15 protein-coding genes are annotated in these 19,338 nt (G+C 60.7%); 7 read left to right on the forward strand and 8 right to left on the reverse strand.

Going from position 1 to position 19,338, the window contains the following annotated elements:
• Positions 1–57 precede the first annotated feature (57 nt).
• Both AB4Y87_RS17045 and AB4Y87_RS17050 read right to left on the reverse strand, forming a co-directional pair.
• Positions 58–2,487 carry a phosphoketolase family protein gene (locus AB4Y87_RS17045; RefSeq protein ID WP_442005493.1) on the reverse strand — a complete coding sequence of 810 codons (2,430 nt, stop codon included), beginning with the start codon at positions 2,485–2,487 and terminating at the stop codon, positions 58–60.
• 13 nt (positions 2,488–2,500) lie between these two features.
• Positions 2,501–3,649 (reverse strand): acetate/propionate family kinase, encoded by a 1,149-nt coding sequence (locus AB4Y87_RS17050; RefSeq protein WP_442005494.1) that lies wholly within the window; start codon positions 3,647–3,649, stop codon positions 2,501–2,503.
• A gap of 167 nt (positions 3,650–3,816) precedes the next feature.
• Between AB4Y87_RS17050 and AB4Y87_RS17055 the strand changes: the two genes are divergently transcribed.
• A complete protein-coding gene (locus AB4Y87_RS17055) occupies positions 3,817–4,641 on the forward strand; it encodes a universal stress protein (RefSeq protein WP_442005495.1) in 825 nt (274 codons plus the stop codon).
• Here the strand turns inward: AB4Y87_RS17055 and AB4Y87_RS17060 are convergent.
• On the reverse strand, positions 4,638–5,150 hold the full coding sequence (locus AB4Y87_RS17060; protein ID WP_442005496.1) for a pyridoxamine 5'-phosphate oxidase family protein: 513 nt from the start codon (positions 5,148–5,150) through the stop codon (positions 4,638–4,640). The two genes, AB4Y87_RS17055 and AB4Y87_RS17060, sit on opposite strands and share 4 nt — an antisense overlap.
• A 134-nt stretch (positions 5,151–5,284) precedes the next feature.
• On the opposite strand from AB4Y87_RS17060, the gene AB4Y87_RS17065 reads away from it, so the two are divergent.
• Complete coding sequence (locus AB4Y87_RS17065; RefSeq protein WP_442005497.1) at positions 5,285–7,894, forward strand: cation-translocating P-type ATPase; 2,610 nt, start codon at positions 5,285–5,287, stop codon at positions 7,892–7,894.
• Positions 7,895–7,950: 56 nt separating this feature from the next.
• On the forward strand, positions 7,951–8,409 hold the full coding sequence (locus tag AB4Y87_RS17070) for a universal stress protein (protein WP_442005498.1): 459 nt from the start codon (positions 7,951–7,953) through the stop codon (positions 8,407–8,409).
• Here AB4Y87_RS17070 and pta read toward each other — a convergent pair.
• Positions 8,406–10,493 (reverse strand): phosphate acetyltransferase, encoded by a 2,088-nt coding sequence (gene pta / locus AB4Y87_RS17075; RefSeq protein ID WP_442005499.1) that lies wholly within the window; start codon positions 10,491–10,493, stop codon positions 8,406–8,408. The two genes, AB4Y87_RS17070 and pta, sit on opposite strands and share 4 nt — an antisense overlap.
• Before the next feature lie 202 nt (positions 10,494–10,695).
• Here pta and AB4Y87_RS17080 point away from each other — a divergent pair, with 202 nt between their 5' ends.
• Positions 10,696–11,118: a pyridoxamine 5'-phosphate oxidase family protein gene (locus AB4Y87_RS17080; protein ID WP_442005500.1), complete on the forward strand. Its 423-nt coding sequence runs from the start codon at positions 10,696–10,698 to the stop codon at positions 11,116–11,118.
• Here AB4Y87_RS17080 and AB4Y87_RS17085 read toward each other — a convergent pair.
• Genes AB4Y87_RS17085 through AB4Y87_RS17095 form a run of 3 tightly spaced genes read right to left on the reverse strand, consistent with a single transcriptional unit; the run spans position 11,112 to position 14,576 of the window.
• A complete protein-coding gene (locus AB4Y87_RS17085) occupies positions 11,112–13,016 on the reverse strand; it encodes a heavy metal translocating P-type ATPase (protein ID WP_442005501.1) in 1,905 nt (634 codons plus the stop codon). The two genes, AB4Y87_RS17080 and AB4Y87_RS17085, sit on opposite strands and share 7 nt — an antisense overlap.
• Positions 13,009–14,076 carry a zinc-dependent alcohol dehydrogenase family protein gene (locus AB4Y87_RS17090; protein WP_442005502.1) on the reverse strand — a complete coding sequence of 356 codons (1,068 nt, stop codon included), beginning with the start codon at positions 14,074–14,076 and terminating at the stop codon, positions 13,009–13,011. The genes AB4Y87_RS17085 and AB4Y87_RS17090 overlap by 8 nt, the downstream gene beginning before the upstream one ends.
• A 29-nt stretch (positions 14,077–14,105) precedes the next feature.
• Positions 14,106–14,576, reverse strand: a complete 471-nt coding sequence (locus AB4Y87_RS17095) for a pyridoxamine 5'-phosphate oxidase family protein (RefSeq protein WP_442005503.1) — start codon at positions 14,574–14,576, stop codon at positions 14,106–14,108.
• Between the two features lie 158 nt (positions 14,577–14,734).
• Between AB4Y87_RS17095 and AB4Y87_RS17100 the strand changes: the two genes are divergently transcribed.
• Positions 14,735–16,441, forward strand: a complete 1,707-nt coding sequence (locus AB4Y87_RS17100) for a GAF domain-containing sensor histidine kinase (protein WP_442005504.1) — start codon at positions 14,735–14,737, stop codon at positions 16,439–16,441.
• 3 nt (positions 16,442–16,444) lie between these two features.
• Here AB4Y87_RS17100 and AB4Y87_RS17105 read toward each other — a convergent pair whose 3' ends face one another.
• Entirely contained in the window at positions 16,445–17,143 is a 699-nt protein-coding gene (locus AB4Y87_RS17105) for a response regulator (protein WP_442005505.1), read from the reverse strand.
• A gap of 229 nt (positions 17,144–17,372) precedes the next feature.
• On the opposite strand from AB4Y87_RS17105, the gene AB4Y87_RS17110 reads away from it, so the two are divergent.
• Positions 17,373–17,735: an SPW repeat domain-containing protein gene (locus AB4Y87_RS17110; RefSeq protein WP_442005506.1), complete on the forward strand. Its 363-nt coding sequence runs from the start codon at positions 17,373–17,375 to the stop codon at positions 17,733–17,735.
• A gap of 112 nt (positions 17,736–17,847) precedes the next feature.
• Complete coding sequence (locus tag AB4Y87_RS17115; protein WP_442005507.1) at positions 17,848–19,233, forward strand: MBL fold metallo-hydrolase RNA specificity domain-containing protein; 1,386 nt, start codon at positions 17,848–17,850, stop codon at positions 19,231–19,233.
• Positions 19,234–19,338: the final 105 nt, after the last annotated feature.

Here is a 19,338-nt window from a genome sequence, read left to right on the forward strand (position 1 = left end):
CAGCGTAGGGTCTGCTGCCCTGCATTCGGACATTCGGCACGAGGAGATCGAGCTCCTTTAGGAATCCGGCTCCGTCCATACCCAGTCGCGGATTTCAGGGAGGTCCTCGAAGTGTTCGCGTATATGTGCAGCGTGGGCGTCGAGCTGGTTGCGGCAGTGTTCCAGGAGTTCTTCTGCACCCGCGAAATGTCCGCGGGAACGGCGAAGTGATTCCATGACGAGGTGATAGCGGCTGACTTTGTTCAGGACCACCATGTCAAACGGTGTGGTCGTAGTACCCTGCTCGTTGTATCCGCGGACGTGGAACCTCTCAGGCAGCGGGCGACCATGCAGGAGCTGATGGAGGGCCCGTGCATACCCGTGCCATGCCATCACCACATCCACGTCACCAGTAAAGATCTCTTCAAATTTCTCACTGGAAAGCCCATGCGGATGCGTGTCCGGAGGCGGTAGGACCATGGCGTCCATGACGTTGACCACCCTGACAGTCAGATCGGGAACATGGCGCCGGAGCAGCCATGCCGCTGCCAGGGTCTCCTGGGTCGGAACATCCCCCGCACAGGCCAGGATGATGTCGGGTTTCGCAACGTCCTTCGAAGACCCCAGGGACACTTCGTTCCCCGCCCAGTCCCATACGGATGCACCGACGGCGGCGTGCTTCCTGGCCTCGTCGAGGGTCAAATACTGCGGGTGGTCCTGCTTGTCGATGACAGCAAGGTTCACATAGTTCTTGCTTTTGAGCATGTGTTCCGCTGTGACCAGCAGGGTGTTGGCATCCGGTGGAAGGTAGACTCGTATGACAGTGCCGGACAGCGACAAGACCGTGTCGATGAGTCCCGGACCCTGATGGCTGAAACCGTTGTGGTCGTTCCGCCAGCAGGTAGAGGTCAGGAGGATATTCAGGCTCGGCACAGGCTGCCGCCACTCCAGGTCCCGCGAATGTTGGAGCCATTTGGCGTGCTGGACTGTCATGGACGCACTCACCATTGCAAACGCCTCGTAGCTCGCGAACAAGCCGTACCTGCCAGTAAGGACGTATCCTTCCAGCCATCCTTGGCAGAGATGTTCGGAGAGGACTTCTATGACGCGTCCATTAGCGGAAACATGGTCGCCGCCAGGTGGGGCAGCCACACTGGCATCCGGCTCCAGAAGGCAACGGTCCGTGGCTTCAAAGACGGCACCGAGCCTGTTGCTGTTGGTTTCGTCCGGACAGAAAAGCCGGAATTTGGGATCCTCGGCAGTGTCAATATAGATGTCCCGAAGCATCTCCCCCAGCGGCTTTGTGCTTTGGTACATTTTTTGGCCTCGGGGAAGGGTCTCCACAGCGTACTTTTCGATCGGCGGAACCACGAGATCCGTGCCACCCACGCCGCGGCTGGCCGGCAGCGCTCCCATGCGCAGATCGAAGTCGGGAGCCAGCGCCGACAGTTCGGCGACAAGCCGGCCATCGGCGTCGAACAGTTCCTCGGGCCGGTAGGAGCGCATCCAGGTTTCCAGTTGTGCCAGGTGCTCCGGCTTTTCCCGCACTCCGGCAAGAGGGACCTGATGTGAACGGAAAGTACCTTCGACGGGGACCCCATCAACGGTGGCCGGCCCCGTCCAGCCTTTGGGTGTCCGCAGGATAATCGCTGGCCATCGGGCCGGCCCCGTAACGCCTTCCTGGCGGGCATGTGACTGTATCGCCCGGATGGCTGCATAGGCCGAGTCCATGGCTGATGCCAATGCTGGATGGACAAGACCAGGATCATCCCCATCGACGATCACAGGCTCCCAGCCATGCGCTTCGAGCAACGACGCCACCTCCAGGTTCGAGCGCCGTCCCAAGACAGTAGGCCCCGAGATCTTGTAGCCGTTGAGGTGGAGAATCGGAAGCACAGCGCCGTCGCTCAGCGGATTAAGAAACGACGGCGCCTTCCAGGAACCCTCCAATGGCCCGGTTTCTGCCTCCCCGTCCCCCACCACACACGCAACGATCAGGCCGGGGTTGTCCATTGCCGCACCTGTGGCATGCATCAGCGAATACCCCAATTCACCGCCTTCGTGAATGGAACCTGGCGTGGCCGGGCCGACATGGCTCGCGATCCCGCCCGGCGTCGAAAACTGCCTGACCAGTCGTCTCAGCCCTGCAAGATCCCTGCCAACAGCGGGATAGACCTCGGAATAGCTGCCTTCGAGATATGTGTTGGCGACGACGGCGGGGCCTCCGTGACCGGGGCCCGTCACCAAGAGGACTTCCGCACTCGTGCGACGGATGAGGCGATTCAGGTGGGCGTAAATGAGAGACAACCCGGGACTGGTCCCCCAATGGCCCAGAAGTCTGGGCTTGATGTGCTGGGCTTGCAATGGCTCGCGGAGCAGCGGATTTTCCTGGAGATAGATCTGTGCAACAGTCAGGTAGTTCGCCGCTGCCCAGTACTTGTTGAGCAGTTCGAAGTCTTCGCTTTCCGCCCGCGAACCTGGGTGGCTGTCTTGAGTGCGTTGCGTCATGCCGCGTTCCTTCCTAGCTATGTCTACCGAGGAGTGATGAAGTTGCTTCAGCTATCGCCCGTTCCTCGTCGCTGGGCACCACCAGCACAGGAAATGACGAGTCATCGGAGCTGACTCCACGGATGCCTTCCACTGGGGTCGAATTCCTGTCCTCCGCGATGCGCAATCCCAAGGGGGCCAGCCACGAGAGGACCTGCGACCTGAACACATCGGAGTTCTCGCCCACCCCACCTGTGAATACCAAAGCGTCGGGCTTTTGAACCACCATGGAGTACGCCGCTACGTACTTGGCCAAACGATAGGCAGCCGTTTCGAGGGCGAGAATCGCCTTGGGTTCTCCCCTAGTTGCAGCCGCGCAGACCTCACGCATGTCCGCGGTCCCGGCCAATGCCCGGAGGCCTGATCTGTGGTTGAGCACCTCATCGACGTCGTCGGCCGACGCTCCCGCACGTTGCATCAACAGGATGATGGAAGGGTCCAGATCACCGGAGCGGGTTCCCATGACGAGTCCCTCCAGCGGTGTCATTCCCATGGAGGTGTCAACGCTCTGACCTCCCCTCACGGCAGTGACTGAGGCCCCGTTTCCGATATGCGCCACAATCGCATTCAACGCGGAACCGTCCACCCCGAGGTAGGACGCAGTGTCACGGCAGGCCATCCCCACGGATATGCCATGAAATCCGAAGCGCCTGATGGGGTGTTCCACATAGCTGTCTTCCGGAACGGCATAGCGGGCGGCGAACTCCGGTATGGACCGGTGGAAAGCGGTGTCGAAGACGGCCACCTGTGGAACGCCCGGCCAACGCTCTTGCGCAGTGTTCATGCACGCGGCGCTGGCAGGATTGTGAAGCGGCGCCAGCGGGCTGAGCCCTTCAATAACCCTTACAACGTCTGGCGTGACAAGTGCAGGGGTGCTGAAGCGGTCGCCGCCGTGAACCACACGATGCCCGACTGAATCCGGAGTACCTGAATCCAGGCTGTTGGCCACAGCCATAACGATTTCGTCAAAAACGCCGTGGAGGCGGGCGGCATCGAAACGGTGATCCGGCGGCCAGTTGACTTGTCCGGAAGCCAGGATGCTGTTGTTTCCGGTCGGGACCGTGGTGTCCCTCAAGTGGTACTTCAGTGACGACGAGCCGGGGTTCAGCACAAGAACGTGCACCTCATGTCCTTCCCGTCGATCTTCGGTGAAAGGTCAAGCACTCTCTGCTGAGGACCCTAACGCACTCTGCCGATCAGCGGGAGGGGCTTCGGACCCTTGCCACGACGGTCCGCCACGCCGATAGTGGAGACGATCACTATCGGAATGAACCGAAGGGACGTCTGTACGTGAAAAAGCAGATTCTGGCAGCCCTTGATGGTTCCAGGGCGGGCAGCCGTGTCGCAGACTGGGCTGTCGCCCGTGCAGATTCCCTCGGTCTGGTACTCAATCTCATCCACATCGTTCCCCCGGATTGGGCATTCCCACTGCCGGGTGACCGTACCTTGGCGATGGAGCGTGCCAACGACCTCCTCAAGAGCGAAGCAGCGCGACTTGCCGGGGTCTTTCCCTCGATGGAGATCAAATCCACACAATTCTCCGGCGAACCCGCGGAAACGATTGCCTCCCTGTCCTCGGAAGCGGAGATGGTGGTGGTTGGAACGGATCGCGGCCCAGGTACCGAAGGGCAGGGGTACGGCTCGGTCAGTTTCCAGATCGCAGTCACCAGCAAAGCGCCTGTCGCTGTGGTCCCGGACATTACTGCAGGGAAACGTTCTGGAGTGGTGGTCGGAGTAGACGGCTCCCCAGATTCGCTGTGCGCCTTGGACATGGCAGCTACTGAAGCCTCACGCCTAAGGGAAGAGGTGGTGATTGTTCATGCATCAGGTCCAGGGGCCCTGGCGCCCAAGGATAGGGACGTTATGGGCGACTCTGTCCGGTGGGTCAAAGAACGTTACCCGGCCCTGAACGTCCGGGAGAAGTTGGACTTGGACCACCGTCCAGGGGATGCACTCGTCGCTGCTGCAAAGGAAGCCCAGGTCCTGGTGATGGGATGCAGGGGTCGTGGCGGACTGCGCGTGCTTTTGGGATCTGTGGCGCAGCATGTTCTCCTGAATGTCCAGTGCCCCACAATCCTGACCCGGCCCGAGCCAAACACGCGGCATGGCAATTAGCCGTTTTCGTCGTCGTTCCGTTTTGAGGAGTCCCCGTCCGTCGTGTCGTCCACGGCAGCCGACGGGTCCAGGGGCGGCCACCATTTCGACGGCGGCGTGATCACAAACCGCCGACCACTGATTTCCGTGGGAGTGACCCTGACCAGAATGTCCTTTGCACCCGGCTGCCATGGCGACAACCCTGCATTTACGGCTTCCTGAATTTCCTCGGGGTGGGTTACGAACTCTGGATGACCCTTGATGATGACACTCCACGCGATGGTTCCATAACGATTAAATCCATCAGCCTCCAAGGCAAGCGGTGTCCCTTCACGAAGGGCTTTGTGTTTGGTCCCTTGCCCTGTCCTGAACAGGATCGTCCCGAAATTGGGAATGTAGTTCACCGGAAAGATCTCCGGAACGTTTCCGTTGATGAGTGCAATCCTGCAGGTGGATGTGGACTGAAGATACTTCCAGCAGTCGTGAACGCTGAGCTCTTTGGTGTCCTGGTCCATCGATGTGTTCTCCATGGCGCGAGCCTAACGCGTCCTGCCAAACGGGTGTAGGGCAAAAGGTCCTGTCGTGACCATGCCCTTTGGCCCTAGACGCAACCAGGTCCAGGGTGGAGCCTTTCATCGAACAGGCATCCCGCATTGGAGTAACGATGTCCCTTGGGAACCAACCTCCTGCCCCGCTGTCCGAGACGGCTGGCACTGAAGGCCTCAGTTCCCATGCCGCCGCAAAGTTGTTGGAAACCGTGGGACCGAACGTCCTGCCAAGAGCAAAGAAGGTCTCCCAGTGGCGAAAGTTGCTGGGCGAGCTAACGCACTTCTTTGCACTGATGCTCTGGGCTGCGGCGGTGCTCGCCTACATCGGCGGATTGCCGCAGCTATGTGTGGCTATCGTTATTGTCGTCATCGTCAACGGGGTTTTTGCCCACATCCAGCAGGAACGTGCCCAGCATGCAGCGGAGCGCCTGCAAGGACTCCTCCCGGCCGAAGTGACCGTCCGTCGTGACGGCAAGATCCAAAGCGTCCACGCCAGTGAACTTGTCCCTGGGGACGTGGTAATCCTCGCAGCTGGGGACAAGCTGCCCGCGGACATTCGATTCATTTCTGCCTCCGGATGCACGGTGGACGAATCCATGCTGACCGGTGAAAGCGTTGCCGTGCCTAAGACCACCAAGGACACAGCCTGGGGTGGAACGTTCCTGGTCAACGGCGAAGCGGAAGGCCTGGTGGTCGCCACGGGAGGGAACACGAAACTGGCCGCTATCGCTGCCCTCACGAGTGGCACAAAGTCCCCGCCAACGCCATTGACGCTGGAACTGCGGAGGATAGTCCGGCTTGTCGCCTTGGTGGCATTGACGGTCGCCGGATTGTTCTTCATTGTCTCCCTGTTGGTGGGGATCGTCTGGCGTGACGCATTTCTTTTCGCGATCGGCGTTGCAGTCGCCCTCATCCCGGAGGGGCTCTTGCCGACGGTAACGCTTTCGCTGGCGATGGGAGYACAGCGCATGGCTGACCGCCATGCCCTGGTGCGCAATCTTGAGGCCGTCGAAACGCTCGGTTCCACCACCTTCATCTGCACGGACAAGACAGGCACCTTGACCCAAAACCGGATGAACGCCGTCGAGGTTTTTACAACAGCCGGTACGGTGACAATCGCAGGAGAGGGCTATGGACCTGATGCCCGCATCGAAGGGGAGGCAAAGGATGCAGCGCTCGGCGTTGCTTTGGCCGCACGCAGCGCTTCCCAAGGACGGGCCGTTCTTCAAGGCGATGAATGGGCAGCGCAGGGGGATCCCATGGAAGCGRCCATCGATGCCCTCGCCCGCCGCCTGAGCGGTGGCGGGAGGGAATCCGGCGCCGTGAACCGCCGTTTTGCCTTTGACGCTGACAGGCGGCGGGAGTCCGTGATTTCAGGGACAACGCTCTGCATGAAAGGTGCGCCGGAATCGGTTCTTCCTTTGTGCGGAGATCCCGCAACGAGCTTCACACAGGCGTTGGAGGCCATGGCGTCACGGGGCCTGCGTGTGATCGCAGTAGCACAGCGGGAATTACCGGGGATGGCCACAGACTGGTTACATCGTTCAGCAGAGGACACTGAACAGAACCTTCAAATACTGGGTCTTATTGGCCTGCATGACCCACCACGACCTGACGTCCAAAGTGTGCTCAAGGCTGCCCGGGGAGCTGGAATCCGGATTGCCATGATTACTGGCGACCATCCCTCAACAGCCGGTGCAATCGCCAGGGAGGTAGGCCTGATGGGTCCGGACAACCTCGTTGTCCAAGGCTCCGAGCTTCCCGAGGACGAGCAGATCCTCGGAGCGCTCCTGGATCGCGATGGAATTGTGGTCAGCAGGGTCTCTCCGGAACAAAAGCTCCGGGTGGCGAAGGCGCTGCAGATGCGCGGCCATGTGGTGGCGATGACCGGCGACGGTGTGAACGACGGTCCTGCACTGCGCCAGGCCGACATCGGAGTGGCAATGGGTCTCAGCGGCACGGACGTCGCCCGTGAGGCGGCCGACCTCGTGCTCCTGGATGACCACTTCGCCACCATCGTTGCCGCCATCGAACAGGGCAGGGCAACCTACTCGAATATCCACAGATTCCTGACCTACCATCTCACGGACAACGTGGCTGAGTTGGCTCCTTTCGTCATCTGGGCCCTGTCCGGCGGCCAATTCCCGCTCGCGCTTGGCGTTCTCCAGATTTTGGCCCTCGACATAGGAACAGACCTGCTGCCTGCCCTCGCCCTTGGCGCAGAGCCACCCGGCAAACGGGTCCTGAACCGCCCGCCCGAGAAGCGGCACCTCCTGGACCGCCGGCTCATGTTCAGGGTATTTGCCGTCATGGGACCCACGGAAGCCCTGTTCGCCATGGCTGCGTTTTCGACGATCCTCTTCGGAAGCGGCTGGGCACGGGGTGAACCATTGGATCCGGGCGTGCTGATGTCCGCTTCAGGGGGCGCCTTTGCCGCCGTCGTACTGGGACAACTTGCAACCGCTTTTGCGTGTCGCAGTGCAACAGCTCCCCCGTGGAAACAAGGTTGGCTAACCAACCGCCTTCTGCTCTGGGCAGTTGCCGCTGAACTGGTCGCCTTGGCCGTGTTCGTGTTCGTCCGGCCTGTGGCCGAACTGCTGGGACAAGCACCCCCGAATGCCGTGGGATGGCTGGTTGCGTTCCTTGCCATCCCGGGCGTCCTTGGCGTCGATTGGCTGTACAAACGCCTGCGTCAACGGCAGGCCACGACGCTTGAAGAATCCTGAGAGATGCATGTCCTTCGGCCCTATCGCGGCTGCCGGCGCAACGGCAAGCTGGTTCCATGAATGCACAATCACGGTCGCATCGAATCGTCGTTGGCGTGGATGGCTCGGAGTTCTCTTCCAATACCCTGAAGATGGCGGGACGCCTGGCGGCCGTTTTCGACGCGCCGATCGACGTCGTCACGTGTGTTGGCATGTCCGACTACTTTATGGCGTCCCGCTTTGAGCCCGAATTGACCCGCTTCACCTCACAGCTCGAAGATACCGCCAGGCGATTGGCCGACGAAGCGTTGGAGCGTGCCTTTGGAGCATCCCGCCCAGAGGAGCTTACCGTTACGGTCAAGTTCGGGGAACCTGCCAAGGTACTGGTGGAAGAAAGCCGTGACGCGCAGCTGCTCGTCGTCGGCAGGCGCGGCGCTGGCGGGTTCCTCAGCCAGCCCATAGGATCCGTCAGCAGGGTCTGCGCAGCCCACTCGCATTGCCCGGTTATGGTCGTCACAACGGAGGACGGTAGCTAGTCAGGGCTCTGGGCCTGGATTGCCGTGATCGCAACCGTGTTGATGATGTCTTCCACAGTTGATCCCCTGGAAAGATCATTGATCGGCTTGCGCAGGCCTTGAAGGATAGGCCCGACGGCGATAGCGCCCGACGACTGTTCAACAGCCTTATAGGTGTTGTTGCCTGTGTTGAGGTCGGGAAAGATGAACACGGTCGCCTTTCCGGCCACTGCGGATGCAGGCAGCTTGGAACTGGCGATGGCCTCATTCACCGCCGCGTCGTATTGGATAGGTCCGTCCACAGGAAGGTCAGGACGTGCCTTCCTCACCAATTCCGTGGCACGACGCACCTTTTCCACAGCAGTCCCGGATCCTGATCCTCCCGTCGAGTAGGAGAGCATGGCTACCCTTGGTTCGACGCCGAACCGAACAGCAGTGGCTGCGGAGGCGACGGCGATGGCTGCCAGCTGAGAGTCCGTTGGATCTGGGACGACTGCGCAGTCCCCGTAAACCAATATCCGGTCGGGGAACAACATGAAAAAAACGGAGGACACCAGCCCATCGGCATCCCGGCTCTTAACGAATTCCAGGGCCGGGCGGATGGTGTTGGCTGTGGTGTGCGCGGCTCCCGAAACCAGTCCATCTGCATCACCAAGCTGCACCATCATCGTGCCGAAGTAGGCTCCGTCAACCATGATTTCCCTGGCGCGCTCCATAAGCATGCCTTTGTGGGCCCGCAGCCGCACATACTCGGCGGCGTAGCGCTCACGGAGAGGTGAGGTTGCAGGATCCACTACCCGTACTCCCCCGACGTCGATTCCGTGCGCGGCGGAGAGCTCCTGGATCGCGGCCACATTTCCCAGAAGCGTTACGTCGCAGACGTCGCGGCGTCGAAGAATCTCTGCGGCACGAAGTACCCGGACGTCGCTCCCCTCGGCAAGGATGATGCGCCTCTTTTGCTTCCTCGCCCGTTCGATCAATTCATTGAGGAAACGCAACGGCGTCATGATTGCCGGGCGAGGCAGCGCCAAGCGAGCCAGCAGTTCGGGTTCATCGATGTACCTTGCCCACACCCCCAGTGCCGCTGCCACTTTGCGGTTCTCTCCAGTGTGGATTTCGCTGCGGACGCCAGCGGCTTTTTGGGCCACGACGTAACTATCAGCCATTTCATCGAAAACGGGAAACGGTGCACGCGACAACAAGGATGTGACGTGAGGACCCGGGGACAGTCCGTCTGCCAAAATAACAGCCGCGGGAGTGGGAAACTCGGGCGACAGCGCCGACGCAATGCTGGTCATGATGATGTCTGCACGGTCACCCGGAACGATGATCAAATCGCCGGCTTCAAGCACACGCAAGAAGTTGTCCACGTTCATTCCCGCCAGCCTGATGCTGCGCACATCCCGGTCCAGCTCCGCACTGCCGGACATACGGTGGAGACCGAGCGAAGCCACAACATCCGCCACAGTCGGGGTCGAAATATCAGAGACTTCGGGTATCACATAGCAGGGAACGGGACCCACCATCGCCCGGACTGCCGCCTGTAGTTCCGAATGCAGCTGGTCCACAGACGTTGGTTCGGCACGGTTCACCACGACGGCCAACAGGGGGCAGTGCGCAGAGTCATACTGCCTGATGGCTGCTTCCACGGCCGCCGTTGTTTGCGTCGACGTGAGACCTCGGGCGCCGACCACAGCCAATACAGGGAGCCCCAGGTTGGTCGCCAGCCTGGCATTCAGATCGAACTCCCTGCCCGTGGCGTTTCCGCGAAGGTCCGATCCATCAACAACAACCACATCGCAATTGTTGGCAATCTGCGCATATTCCGTGAGCATCAGGGAAAGGAGCTCGTCCTTCCGGCCGGCGATCGTATCTGCCATGGCCGTGGGCAATGACACGCCACTTCGGCACCGCGCAGCGTCCAGTTCGTAGAGCCGCCGAAGCATGAAGATCACAGGATCCCGGTGCGTATCGGTAGTGTTGACAATCGGGCGGTAGAAGCCCAGACGACCCGAGTGCCGATGAAGGGCGTCGACCACTCCCAAAGCCACCAGCGATTTACCCGAGCCCGGTAGCGCCGAGGCAACGTAGACGCCTTGAACCATGGGCCCTCCCTTCAGAGCCGGCCTTGACTGGTCCCAAGCATCTCCCACAACGAATCATGGCGCCAGAGCCTAAGGTCACGGTGGATAGGTCGCCGCAGGACCTTGGACTCTGTTGGCAGGCACGACCGCAGCCATAGGATCACGACATCAGATGGCAGGAACCTTCGGGCCTGTCCCGCCCCCACTGCAGGAGACAACGATCATGGAAAATGACGAGCGGCCCGGCACCGTCCTGTCTGAGGACGATTCATGGAAAGTCCTCGAACGCAACCAGCATGGTCGCCTGGCCGTCAGCGTTTTGGGTGAGCCCGACATCTATCCCCTGAACTTCATCGCCCACAACCATCGGCTGCTCCTAAGAACCAACCCGGGAACGAAGCTGGCCGAACTGACGGTGAATGAGAAGGTGGCCTTCGAAGTGGAGGAGATTGTAGATGCAGAGGCATGGAGCGTAGTTCTTAAGGGCAAGGCGAGGGTTATTGAGTCGCAAACCGAAATCGACGAGGCAGACAAGCTGCCCCTCAAACCATGGATTGCCACCCGCAAGTACACCTACGTCGAAATTACTCCGACAAGCATCCAGGGCCGTTACTTTGAACTTGGGGATGAGCCGGAACGTTACTGACGCGGAATCCGCTCGCGTTGGACGGTTTCCAGCTGTGCGGGCTTGAAATGCTGCATTGGTCCAAGTGCCCTTAGCGCGTTCAGAATCGTGGCCAGGTCTACAAGTTCCTGCAGCAGTGCTCCGGCAACAGCTGGGATCACCCCGAACGATGCCATGACCATCAGGCCCAGGCTCAACAGAATGCCGGTCCAGATACTCTGCCGGGCAATCCGCAGCGTGTACTCCCCGATGTCCACAGCCGACGCGACCCTGGACAGGTCATCGAGCATGATGACGACGTCAGCCGACTCGCTGGCTGCGGTGGCGCCTTTGGCGCCCATGGCGACTCCGACGTCGGCCGCAGCCAGGACGGGTGCGTCATTGACGCCGTCGCCCACCATCATGACTTGCCTCATCGGCAGGGACGCAACGGCAGCGACTTTGTCGGCCGGCAGGCATTCCGCCAAGACGTTGCCGATCCCGGCAACAGCGGCAATGTGGCGGGCAGTACTGGCGGTGTCGCCCGTCAGCAGCATCGTCTCCACGACACCGAGCTTCCGGAGCAGGGCGAGTGTATCAACGGCGTTGGTGCGCAGCGGATCGCTCATGATCAGGCTTCCGGCATATGTCCCATCGACACCGACGTACACGGCGAGCTGCCCACCGTCCAAGGGTGTGCGTTCGAACCCGTTCGTATTTGCGCTGACGAACGCAGGCTTTCCTACGAGAACCGTCTGCGGCCCCACAGCGGCGCTGACACCATTGGTGGCGTGTTCGCTGGCACCGGACGCCGGCAACAGAGGTAGGCCACGCTCGCGAGCCGCTTCAATGACAGAAGCCGCGAAGACATGGGAGGAGTATTGCTCGGCCGATGCCGCCAGCTGCAGCAGCCTGTCCTCGGACAGGGTTCCTCCAGCAGCAAGCCGTATCCCGGACAGTACGGGCCTGCCCTTAGTGAGTGTCCCGGTCTTATCGAACACAGCCGTCTTCACCCGGCTGAGCTTCTCCAGCGTACCGGCGTTCTTGATAATGATTCCGGCTTTGGCTGCGCGGCTGGCGCCGGCAAGAAATGCGACAGGTGCTGCTATCAACAAAGGGCAGGGTGTCGCCACCACCAGCACCTGGGCAAAGCGTACGGGATCCTGGCTAAGCAGCCACGCCGTACCGGCAAGAAGAAACGCAACCAGTGTGAACGGCACCGCGTACCTGTCAGCCAAGCGCACCATGGGGGCGCGGCTCGCTGCGGCTTCCCGCACCAAGGCGACGATCTGGCTGTACTGGGACTCCTCCGTTGAGGCAGTGGCCACCATGCGTATGGCGTCGGCTCCGTTCAGGGAGCCACTGAGCAGCAGGTCACCCTTTGCTCGCTCCGCCGGCAGGCTTTCCCCTGTGATCGCGGACTCGTCAAGAGTCCCGACGTCGGACAACATCCTGCCATCGACGGGGACCGTTTCTGCCGGCTTCACCAAGAGGAGGTCGCCAGGACGGATGAGATCGACATCAACGTCCACCACCTGGCCATCCGATCCCTCGCGATGGGCGCTCCGGGGTGCACGCTCCAACAACGCCCGTAGCTCTCTTGTAGCCCGGCCCTGCGCAAAGTCCTCCAGCGCTTCACCGCCGGTCAGCATGAGGACGATCACCATTGAGGCCACGTATTCCCCAACCGCGACCGTGGAACCAATCGCCGTTACCGCCAGGAGGTCAATGCCCCACCGCCCCTGAAGGAGGCCTTGGAGCATAGCCACCGTACGATATAGGGCCAGCGAGAGCGAATAGATGGTGGCCGTGACCTGGGCCGCAGCGGTATATCCCGCAACGGCCAATCCCGCAACGATGACCCCTGTCAGGACGGTGGACGCTACCAAAGGAAAGCGCACCGCAAGCTTCGCTACTTGCCGTGCCGTGGCGCTAATCATGCGGGGTTCTGCTGAGGACCACCTTCAACGCGTCCGTCTCGGCCGCCCCTGAGAACGTGTCGTACGCGTCCATGATCTGGTCAAGCGCGAAATGATGGGTTGCGAACTTCCCAGCAGGTAGCTTTTGTTGGGCGACAAGGCGAAGCAGCATCGGCGTCGTATTGGTGTTGACCAAGCCCATGCTGATATTGATGTTGCGGATCCAAAGATCTTGGAGCGGAAGTTCGACGGGCTTCCCGTGAACGCCAATGTTTGCAACATTTCCCCCTGGCCGCACCAAGCGCAATGCCATCTCAAATGTCTCCGGGAGCCCGACGGCTTCCAGGGCAACATCAACCCCGGCACCATCAGTGAGGGCAAGGACCTCACTGATCCATTCGGGGTTCCCCGGGTTCACGGTGTGCGTCGCACCAAATCCCGCCGCCCGGGCCAGGCGGCTCTCGTTGGGGTCAATGGCAATAATGGTCGCGGCTCCATAAAGCCCTGCCGTCGCCATCACTGCCAAGCCGATGGGCCCGGCGCCAACTACGGCAATGACGTCACCGGGGGCCACGCGACCATCGCGGACACCGATTTCGAAGGCTGTGGGAAGGATATCGGAGAGCATAACGGCCTGATCATCGCTTACCCCGGGTGGGAGCTTGTGGAGCGAGTTGTCCGCGTACGGGACGCGAACGAATTCCGCTTGGGTCCCGTCGATGAGGTGACCGAAGATCCACCCCGTCCCCACCTGGCCCTCTTCTCCAAGGCAATGGGAAAACAAGCCCTTCCTGCAGTTGCTGCAATGGCCGCAGGACTTGATGCACGAGATGATGACCCGGTCACCAACGCGCAGGCCACTAACCGAGGTGCCTATCTCGGTGACGGTACCGACGCCTTCATGCCCGAGGATCCGTCCTGGCTGTACCGCTGGGACGTCGCCCTTGAGGATGTGCAGGTCCGTCCCGCAGATGGTGGTCGTGTCAATGCGGACAATCGCATCCGTAGGGTGGGTGATGTGTGGATCAGGAACGTCCTTCCAGGACGTGGATCCTGGTCCTTCATAGACGAGTGCCTTCATGGTGTGGTCCATTCCTGTAGGAGCCACCGTCATTCCAAACCCGCACGGGTGGCGTCGTCCAAAGGGCTCCACCACGTCAATGGCGGTGTCACCTTGAAACGCCTCCCCGTCATCGTGGTTGGGATAATCCGGACGAAGTGATCCTTCCGCCCGGCTTGCCAGGGGAAGAGCAGCAGTCCCACAGTGTCCAGTACTTCCTGCGTCAGCTGGATGCTTTCGGCCGTCCCCTTTACCACCACGCTCCAGGCAATTCCCGAGGCTGTATCCACACCGTCGGCTTCCAGCGCTACCGGCGTTGTTCCAAGCGCAGCATGGAGTTTGGTTCCTTCACCGGTTCGGAAGACCAAGGTGCCGTGGTCAACTTTGTAGTTGATGGGGAAGATATCGGGATGGTCGCCCATCCACACTGCCAGGCGGCCCACGGATACGCTGCGGAGTTGCTCCCAACATTGCTTGGTGTCCAGGTGCTCGGCCTCGGGTGCTGACGGTTCGTTCCTCATGCGAGGATCCTAAGCCTGCCTCGGTTGCTGCGACAGGGCCCAAAGACCCCTTCTGCCTGCGGTTATGGCTAGCCGTACGGGCCCGGAGTAGGCTGACACCGAAAGTGCCAAACAGTAACGCCGTGCACCACGCTGGTGGCGGGCGCCGAAAGGCGGCGATGAAAGACTCTCCCAATCTCCCACGCGAACACCACACGGTTGCTCCGGCGGTCCAACTGGAGGACCTATTGAAGGACTTCACGTCCAGGGCAGACGAGTTACTGCAGGCCCAGGAGAGGACGCGGGGCCTGCTCGAGGCCGTCGTGGCCGTTGCCCAAGACCTGAGCCTTGAATCTGTGCTGGAGCGGGTGGTTACTTCCGCATGCAATCTCTTGCAGGCACGCTATGGTGCGTTGGGTGTTATCGGCGAGGACAAGGCGCTCAGCCATTTCATCACAGTGGGCATCGACGATGATTTGGCGAGCCGGATTGGTCCTCTGCCCACAGGACACGGGGTTCTGGGACTGCTCATTACCGAGCCTTCACCTTTAAGGCTCCACGACCTCCGTGAACACCCGATGGCCTACGGCTTCCCGCAGCACCACCCGCCGATGAAGTCTTTCCTCGGTGTTCCAATCCGCATCCGGGACGTCGTGTTCGGCAACCTGTACCTGACAGAGAAGGACGGCGGCGAGGACTTCACCCCGGAAGATGAGGATGTCGCGGTGGCATTGGCGGCAGCCGCCGCCGTCGCGATCGAAAACGCCCGGCTCTACGAGGATGCGGGGCACCGGACGTCATGGCTTGAAGCATGTATGGAAATTACGGGGCTGATGCTGGAGGAGGGACAGCCAGAAAGTGCCGCACTTGACCTCATTGCAGACACGGCCCTTCGGGAGTCAGGATGCCACCTTGCCGTGGTTCTGAAGCCTTCGGCTGAACACGTCCAGGACTACACCGTGGAGGGGGTAGCGGGCGGGAAGGGCGCGGCCCTGAAGAGTCGCGTTTTATCGTTGGATTCCACGGATTTCCTTGACGTCACCCTCAAAGGAGCAATCAAAGGCGAGGATCCTTGGCACCTCCTTGGCGATCCGGCCGATGAGTGCCCGGGAGAACTGCTTGTCGTAAACCTCAGTGCCCAAGGAACTCATCAAGGGCTGCTGGTTCTTGCTCGAAAACCCGGCACCGGGTCCTTTTCCACCACCGTTGTTGATATGGCTCCGGTCTTCGGTTCACATGTAGCCCTGGCTTTGGCACTGGACCGGATACATCGGTTCCGGGAGCAGCTGGTGGTTTTCACTGACCGGGACAGGATTGCGCGGGACCTTCACGACCTCGTCATCCAACGCCTCTTTGCGGCGGGACTGAGCATCCAGAGCCTGCGGCGCTACACCGCCGGCGGCTCAGCCCTTGAACGGATCGACGCCATAACGGAGGAACTCGATACCAGTATCCGCGACCTCAGAAACACCATCTACTCCCTGCGGACAAGTACCCACGACCACGAACTCCTGAGCAGTCGGATCTTCCAAACGATTCAAGCCGGGGCAAAATCGTTGGCATACACCCCGCATCTGACCTTGATCGGCCCCGTTGATTCCGTAGAAGACGATGTCACGATCGGGCACCTCCTGGCGGTAATCTCGGAGAGCCTCAGTAACGCTGTCCGCCATTCCGATGCGAACACCATCTCCGTGTCAGTTCGGGTGGCTCATGGCACGCTAAGCACGGAGCTCACAGACGATGGCTGTGGTTTCACGGCTGTGGGATCCGGTAATGGGTTGGCGAACATGGCCCGGAGGGCTGCAGAACTCAACGGGTCATTCAGCGTCACCAGCACGCCTGGCAAGGGTACTTCGCAGGCTTGGTCCGTTCCGCTGCCCTGAGCGTCAGCGAACGGAGCCAGCGTCCTCCTCGGGTACGTGGGCCATGAAAACTGCGGCTTGGGTCCGTCGCTCGAACCCAAGTTTCGCCAAGAGGGACGAGACATAGTTCTTCACCGTCTTTTCCGCCAACAGCATCTCCTCGCCAATCTGGCGATTGGTCATCCCCTGGCCGACGTATTCCAGCACGCGCCGCTCCTGGGGAGTCAGGGCGGCTACGCGCGGATCGAGCCTCTTCGGTTCAGTGAGTCCTTGGATAATCCGCGCCTTCACGGAATCATCGAAGAGCGACTCGCCGCGCGCCGCCCTGCGCAGCGCACCCAGTAGGTCTGAACCGCCGATTTCCTTGAGGATGTATCCCGCGGCTCCTGCCAGGACTGCACCTCGCAGAGCCATTTCATCGTCATAGCTGGTCAGAATCAGGCAATTCAGGCGAGGATCAATGGATCTAACGTCGCGGCAGACTTCGATGCCCGTACCGTCAGGCAGCCGTGCATCCAGGACTGAGACGTCGGGGCGCAATGCCGGGATACGGCGCGTCGCTTCCTCAGCAGATCCCGACATGCCCACCACCTGAAACCCTTCGCTTTCCAAAAGCTCCTGCAACCCGCGGCGAACCAATTCGTGGTCATCAAGAATGAACACGCGAACAGGACTTTCTGGCGAACCCACCCTGGCAAGGCCTGGGACATCCTGGTGATTCATGACATTCCCTCTCCGGCGGAAGCGGCAACCGCGCTTGCCGACATTTCATCGATGCCAAATTCTTGCCGACTGCATGTCTGCGCCACAAGGGCACAAGGACCCATCCCCGCGCGTGACTTTAGGCCCTATTGGGACGAGGAGATTAAACGGACGCTGGGAGAACGGGAGATGTAACCGCCCAGCATCAGGCCCCGCGGGTGTCTCCAGACAATAAAGGAGCAAAATTCCGATGAAGAAATGGACACGATGGCAGGATTGGACAGTAGTCGCGGCGGGCGCCTACGCGGCCCTGTCAGTCCTCTGGACCACACAGACAGGATCATCCACGGCCATCATGGTCACCTTAGGCGCGTTGCTTGTCATAGCCGGAGTCGTCAATCTGGCGTTGCCGGGAATGCCGGCCGCCGAATGGGCACAAGCGATCATCGCAGTGGCTCTCTTGTTGGCCCCTTGGGTGGGTGGCTTCACATCAGCGACTGGCGCTGCGTGGAGCGCATGGATTCCGGGTGCTGCCGCTTTGATCGTCACCGCGTTGGCGATCAAGCCCAGTACGGAAGAGTACCGGCACCACCACGCGGTGCCGGCCCCTTAGGTACCAAACCTGCATCTGGCGCCGGACTACCTTACGGCGCCAGATGCCGCCAAGGTCTGCTCTGCGGCCAATTCCCAGGGCAGGCGCCGTCGACTTGAGTGGTTAGGGCATAATGCAAACCAGGAACGTCGCTTCACTCCGCTTCCTTGGAGCAACCGATACTGTCACAGGGTCCCGCTACCTTCTGGAGTTCAACGGGACGCGCGTCCTCGTGGACTGCGGCCTGTTCCAAGGCTATAAACGTCTCCGCGAGCGCAACCGGAGGCCATTTCCAGTTTCCCCGGGCTCCATAGATGCCGTGCTCTTGACACACGCCCACTTGGATCACAGTGGGTACGTCCCGGCTCTCGTCCGGGACGGTTACCGCGGCCCCGTATACACCACTCACGGCACCAATCAACTGTGCAAACTCTTGCTGCCGGACTCCGGCCACCTGCAAGAGGAAGAGGCCCGGTATGCCGAACATACTGGCTCTTCCATCCATGTGCCCGCCTTGCCCATCTACACGGCCGCCGATGCGGTGAGATCGCTAAATAGCGTCCGCCCTGTGGACTTTGACGCACCCGTCGAGCTGGGTCACGCCTTTGATGCGACATTCGTTCCCGCCGGGCACATCCTTGGTGCTGCCCAGATCCATGTACGACTCGGAGAGCATTCCGTCCATTTCACAGGTGACCTGGGCAGGACCGATGATCCATTCATGTACCCGCCCCGGGATCTTGAATCCACTGATGTCCTGGTGACAGAGTCTACCTACGGGAACCGGACCCACCCGGCGGCGGGTTCTGACATTGAACTGGCCGAAGTTGTTAACCGTGTAGCAAAGCGCGGCGGTGTCGTCTTGATTGCGGCGTTTGCCGTGGGGCGTGCCGAGACGCTGATGCTCCAGCTTGCGCGTCTCCGCCGGAAAGGGCTGATTCCGGACATACCGGTGTATTTGAACAGTCCCATGGCCATTGACGCGTCCTATATTTACCAGCAACATCCGCAGGAACATCGCCTGGGTCCGGAGGAATTCAAGAGCATGTACGAGCTCGCCATTATGACCAGGAGCGTCGATGACTCGAAACTCCTCAATCTCCGTGGCGGGCCAATGATCATCATCTCGGCCAGCGGAATGCTCACGGGAGGGCGGATACTTCATCATCTGGCCGCCTATGGCCGCGATCCACATAATGCTGTGGTTCTCAGCGGTTACCAGGCAGGAGGTACCCGCGGAGCCGCCCTTGCCGCGGGGTCCCGGCAACTCAGGGTTTATGGACAGGATGTACTGATCCGCGCGGAGGTTGTTCAATTGGAAGGTTTCAGCGCCCACGCCGACGCCGACGGAATTATCCGTTGGATGCGTTCAGCACCGCGGACGCCACGAATGACCTACATCACGCATGGAGAGCCTGAGGCCTCCGATGCACTCCGTCTGCGCATCAAACGTGAACTGGGCTGGAAAGCACGAGTTCCCGAGTACCTGGAAACCATCATGGTGAATGCCCCCGATTAGCAAAAGGCACACCAGTCTGCCGCGGCCGCGTTCCGCGGGACTTCCGACCCTAACCCTTTGAAAAGAGCCGGCAGAAGCTGGACTGACAAGACCCGGCAAAGGATT

Source organism: Paenarthrobacter sp. RAF54_2 (assembly GCF_052113945.1).
Lineage (GTDB): Bacteria > Actinomycetota > Actinomycetes > Actinomycetales > Micrococcaceae > Arthrobacter.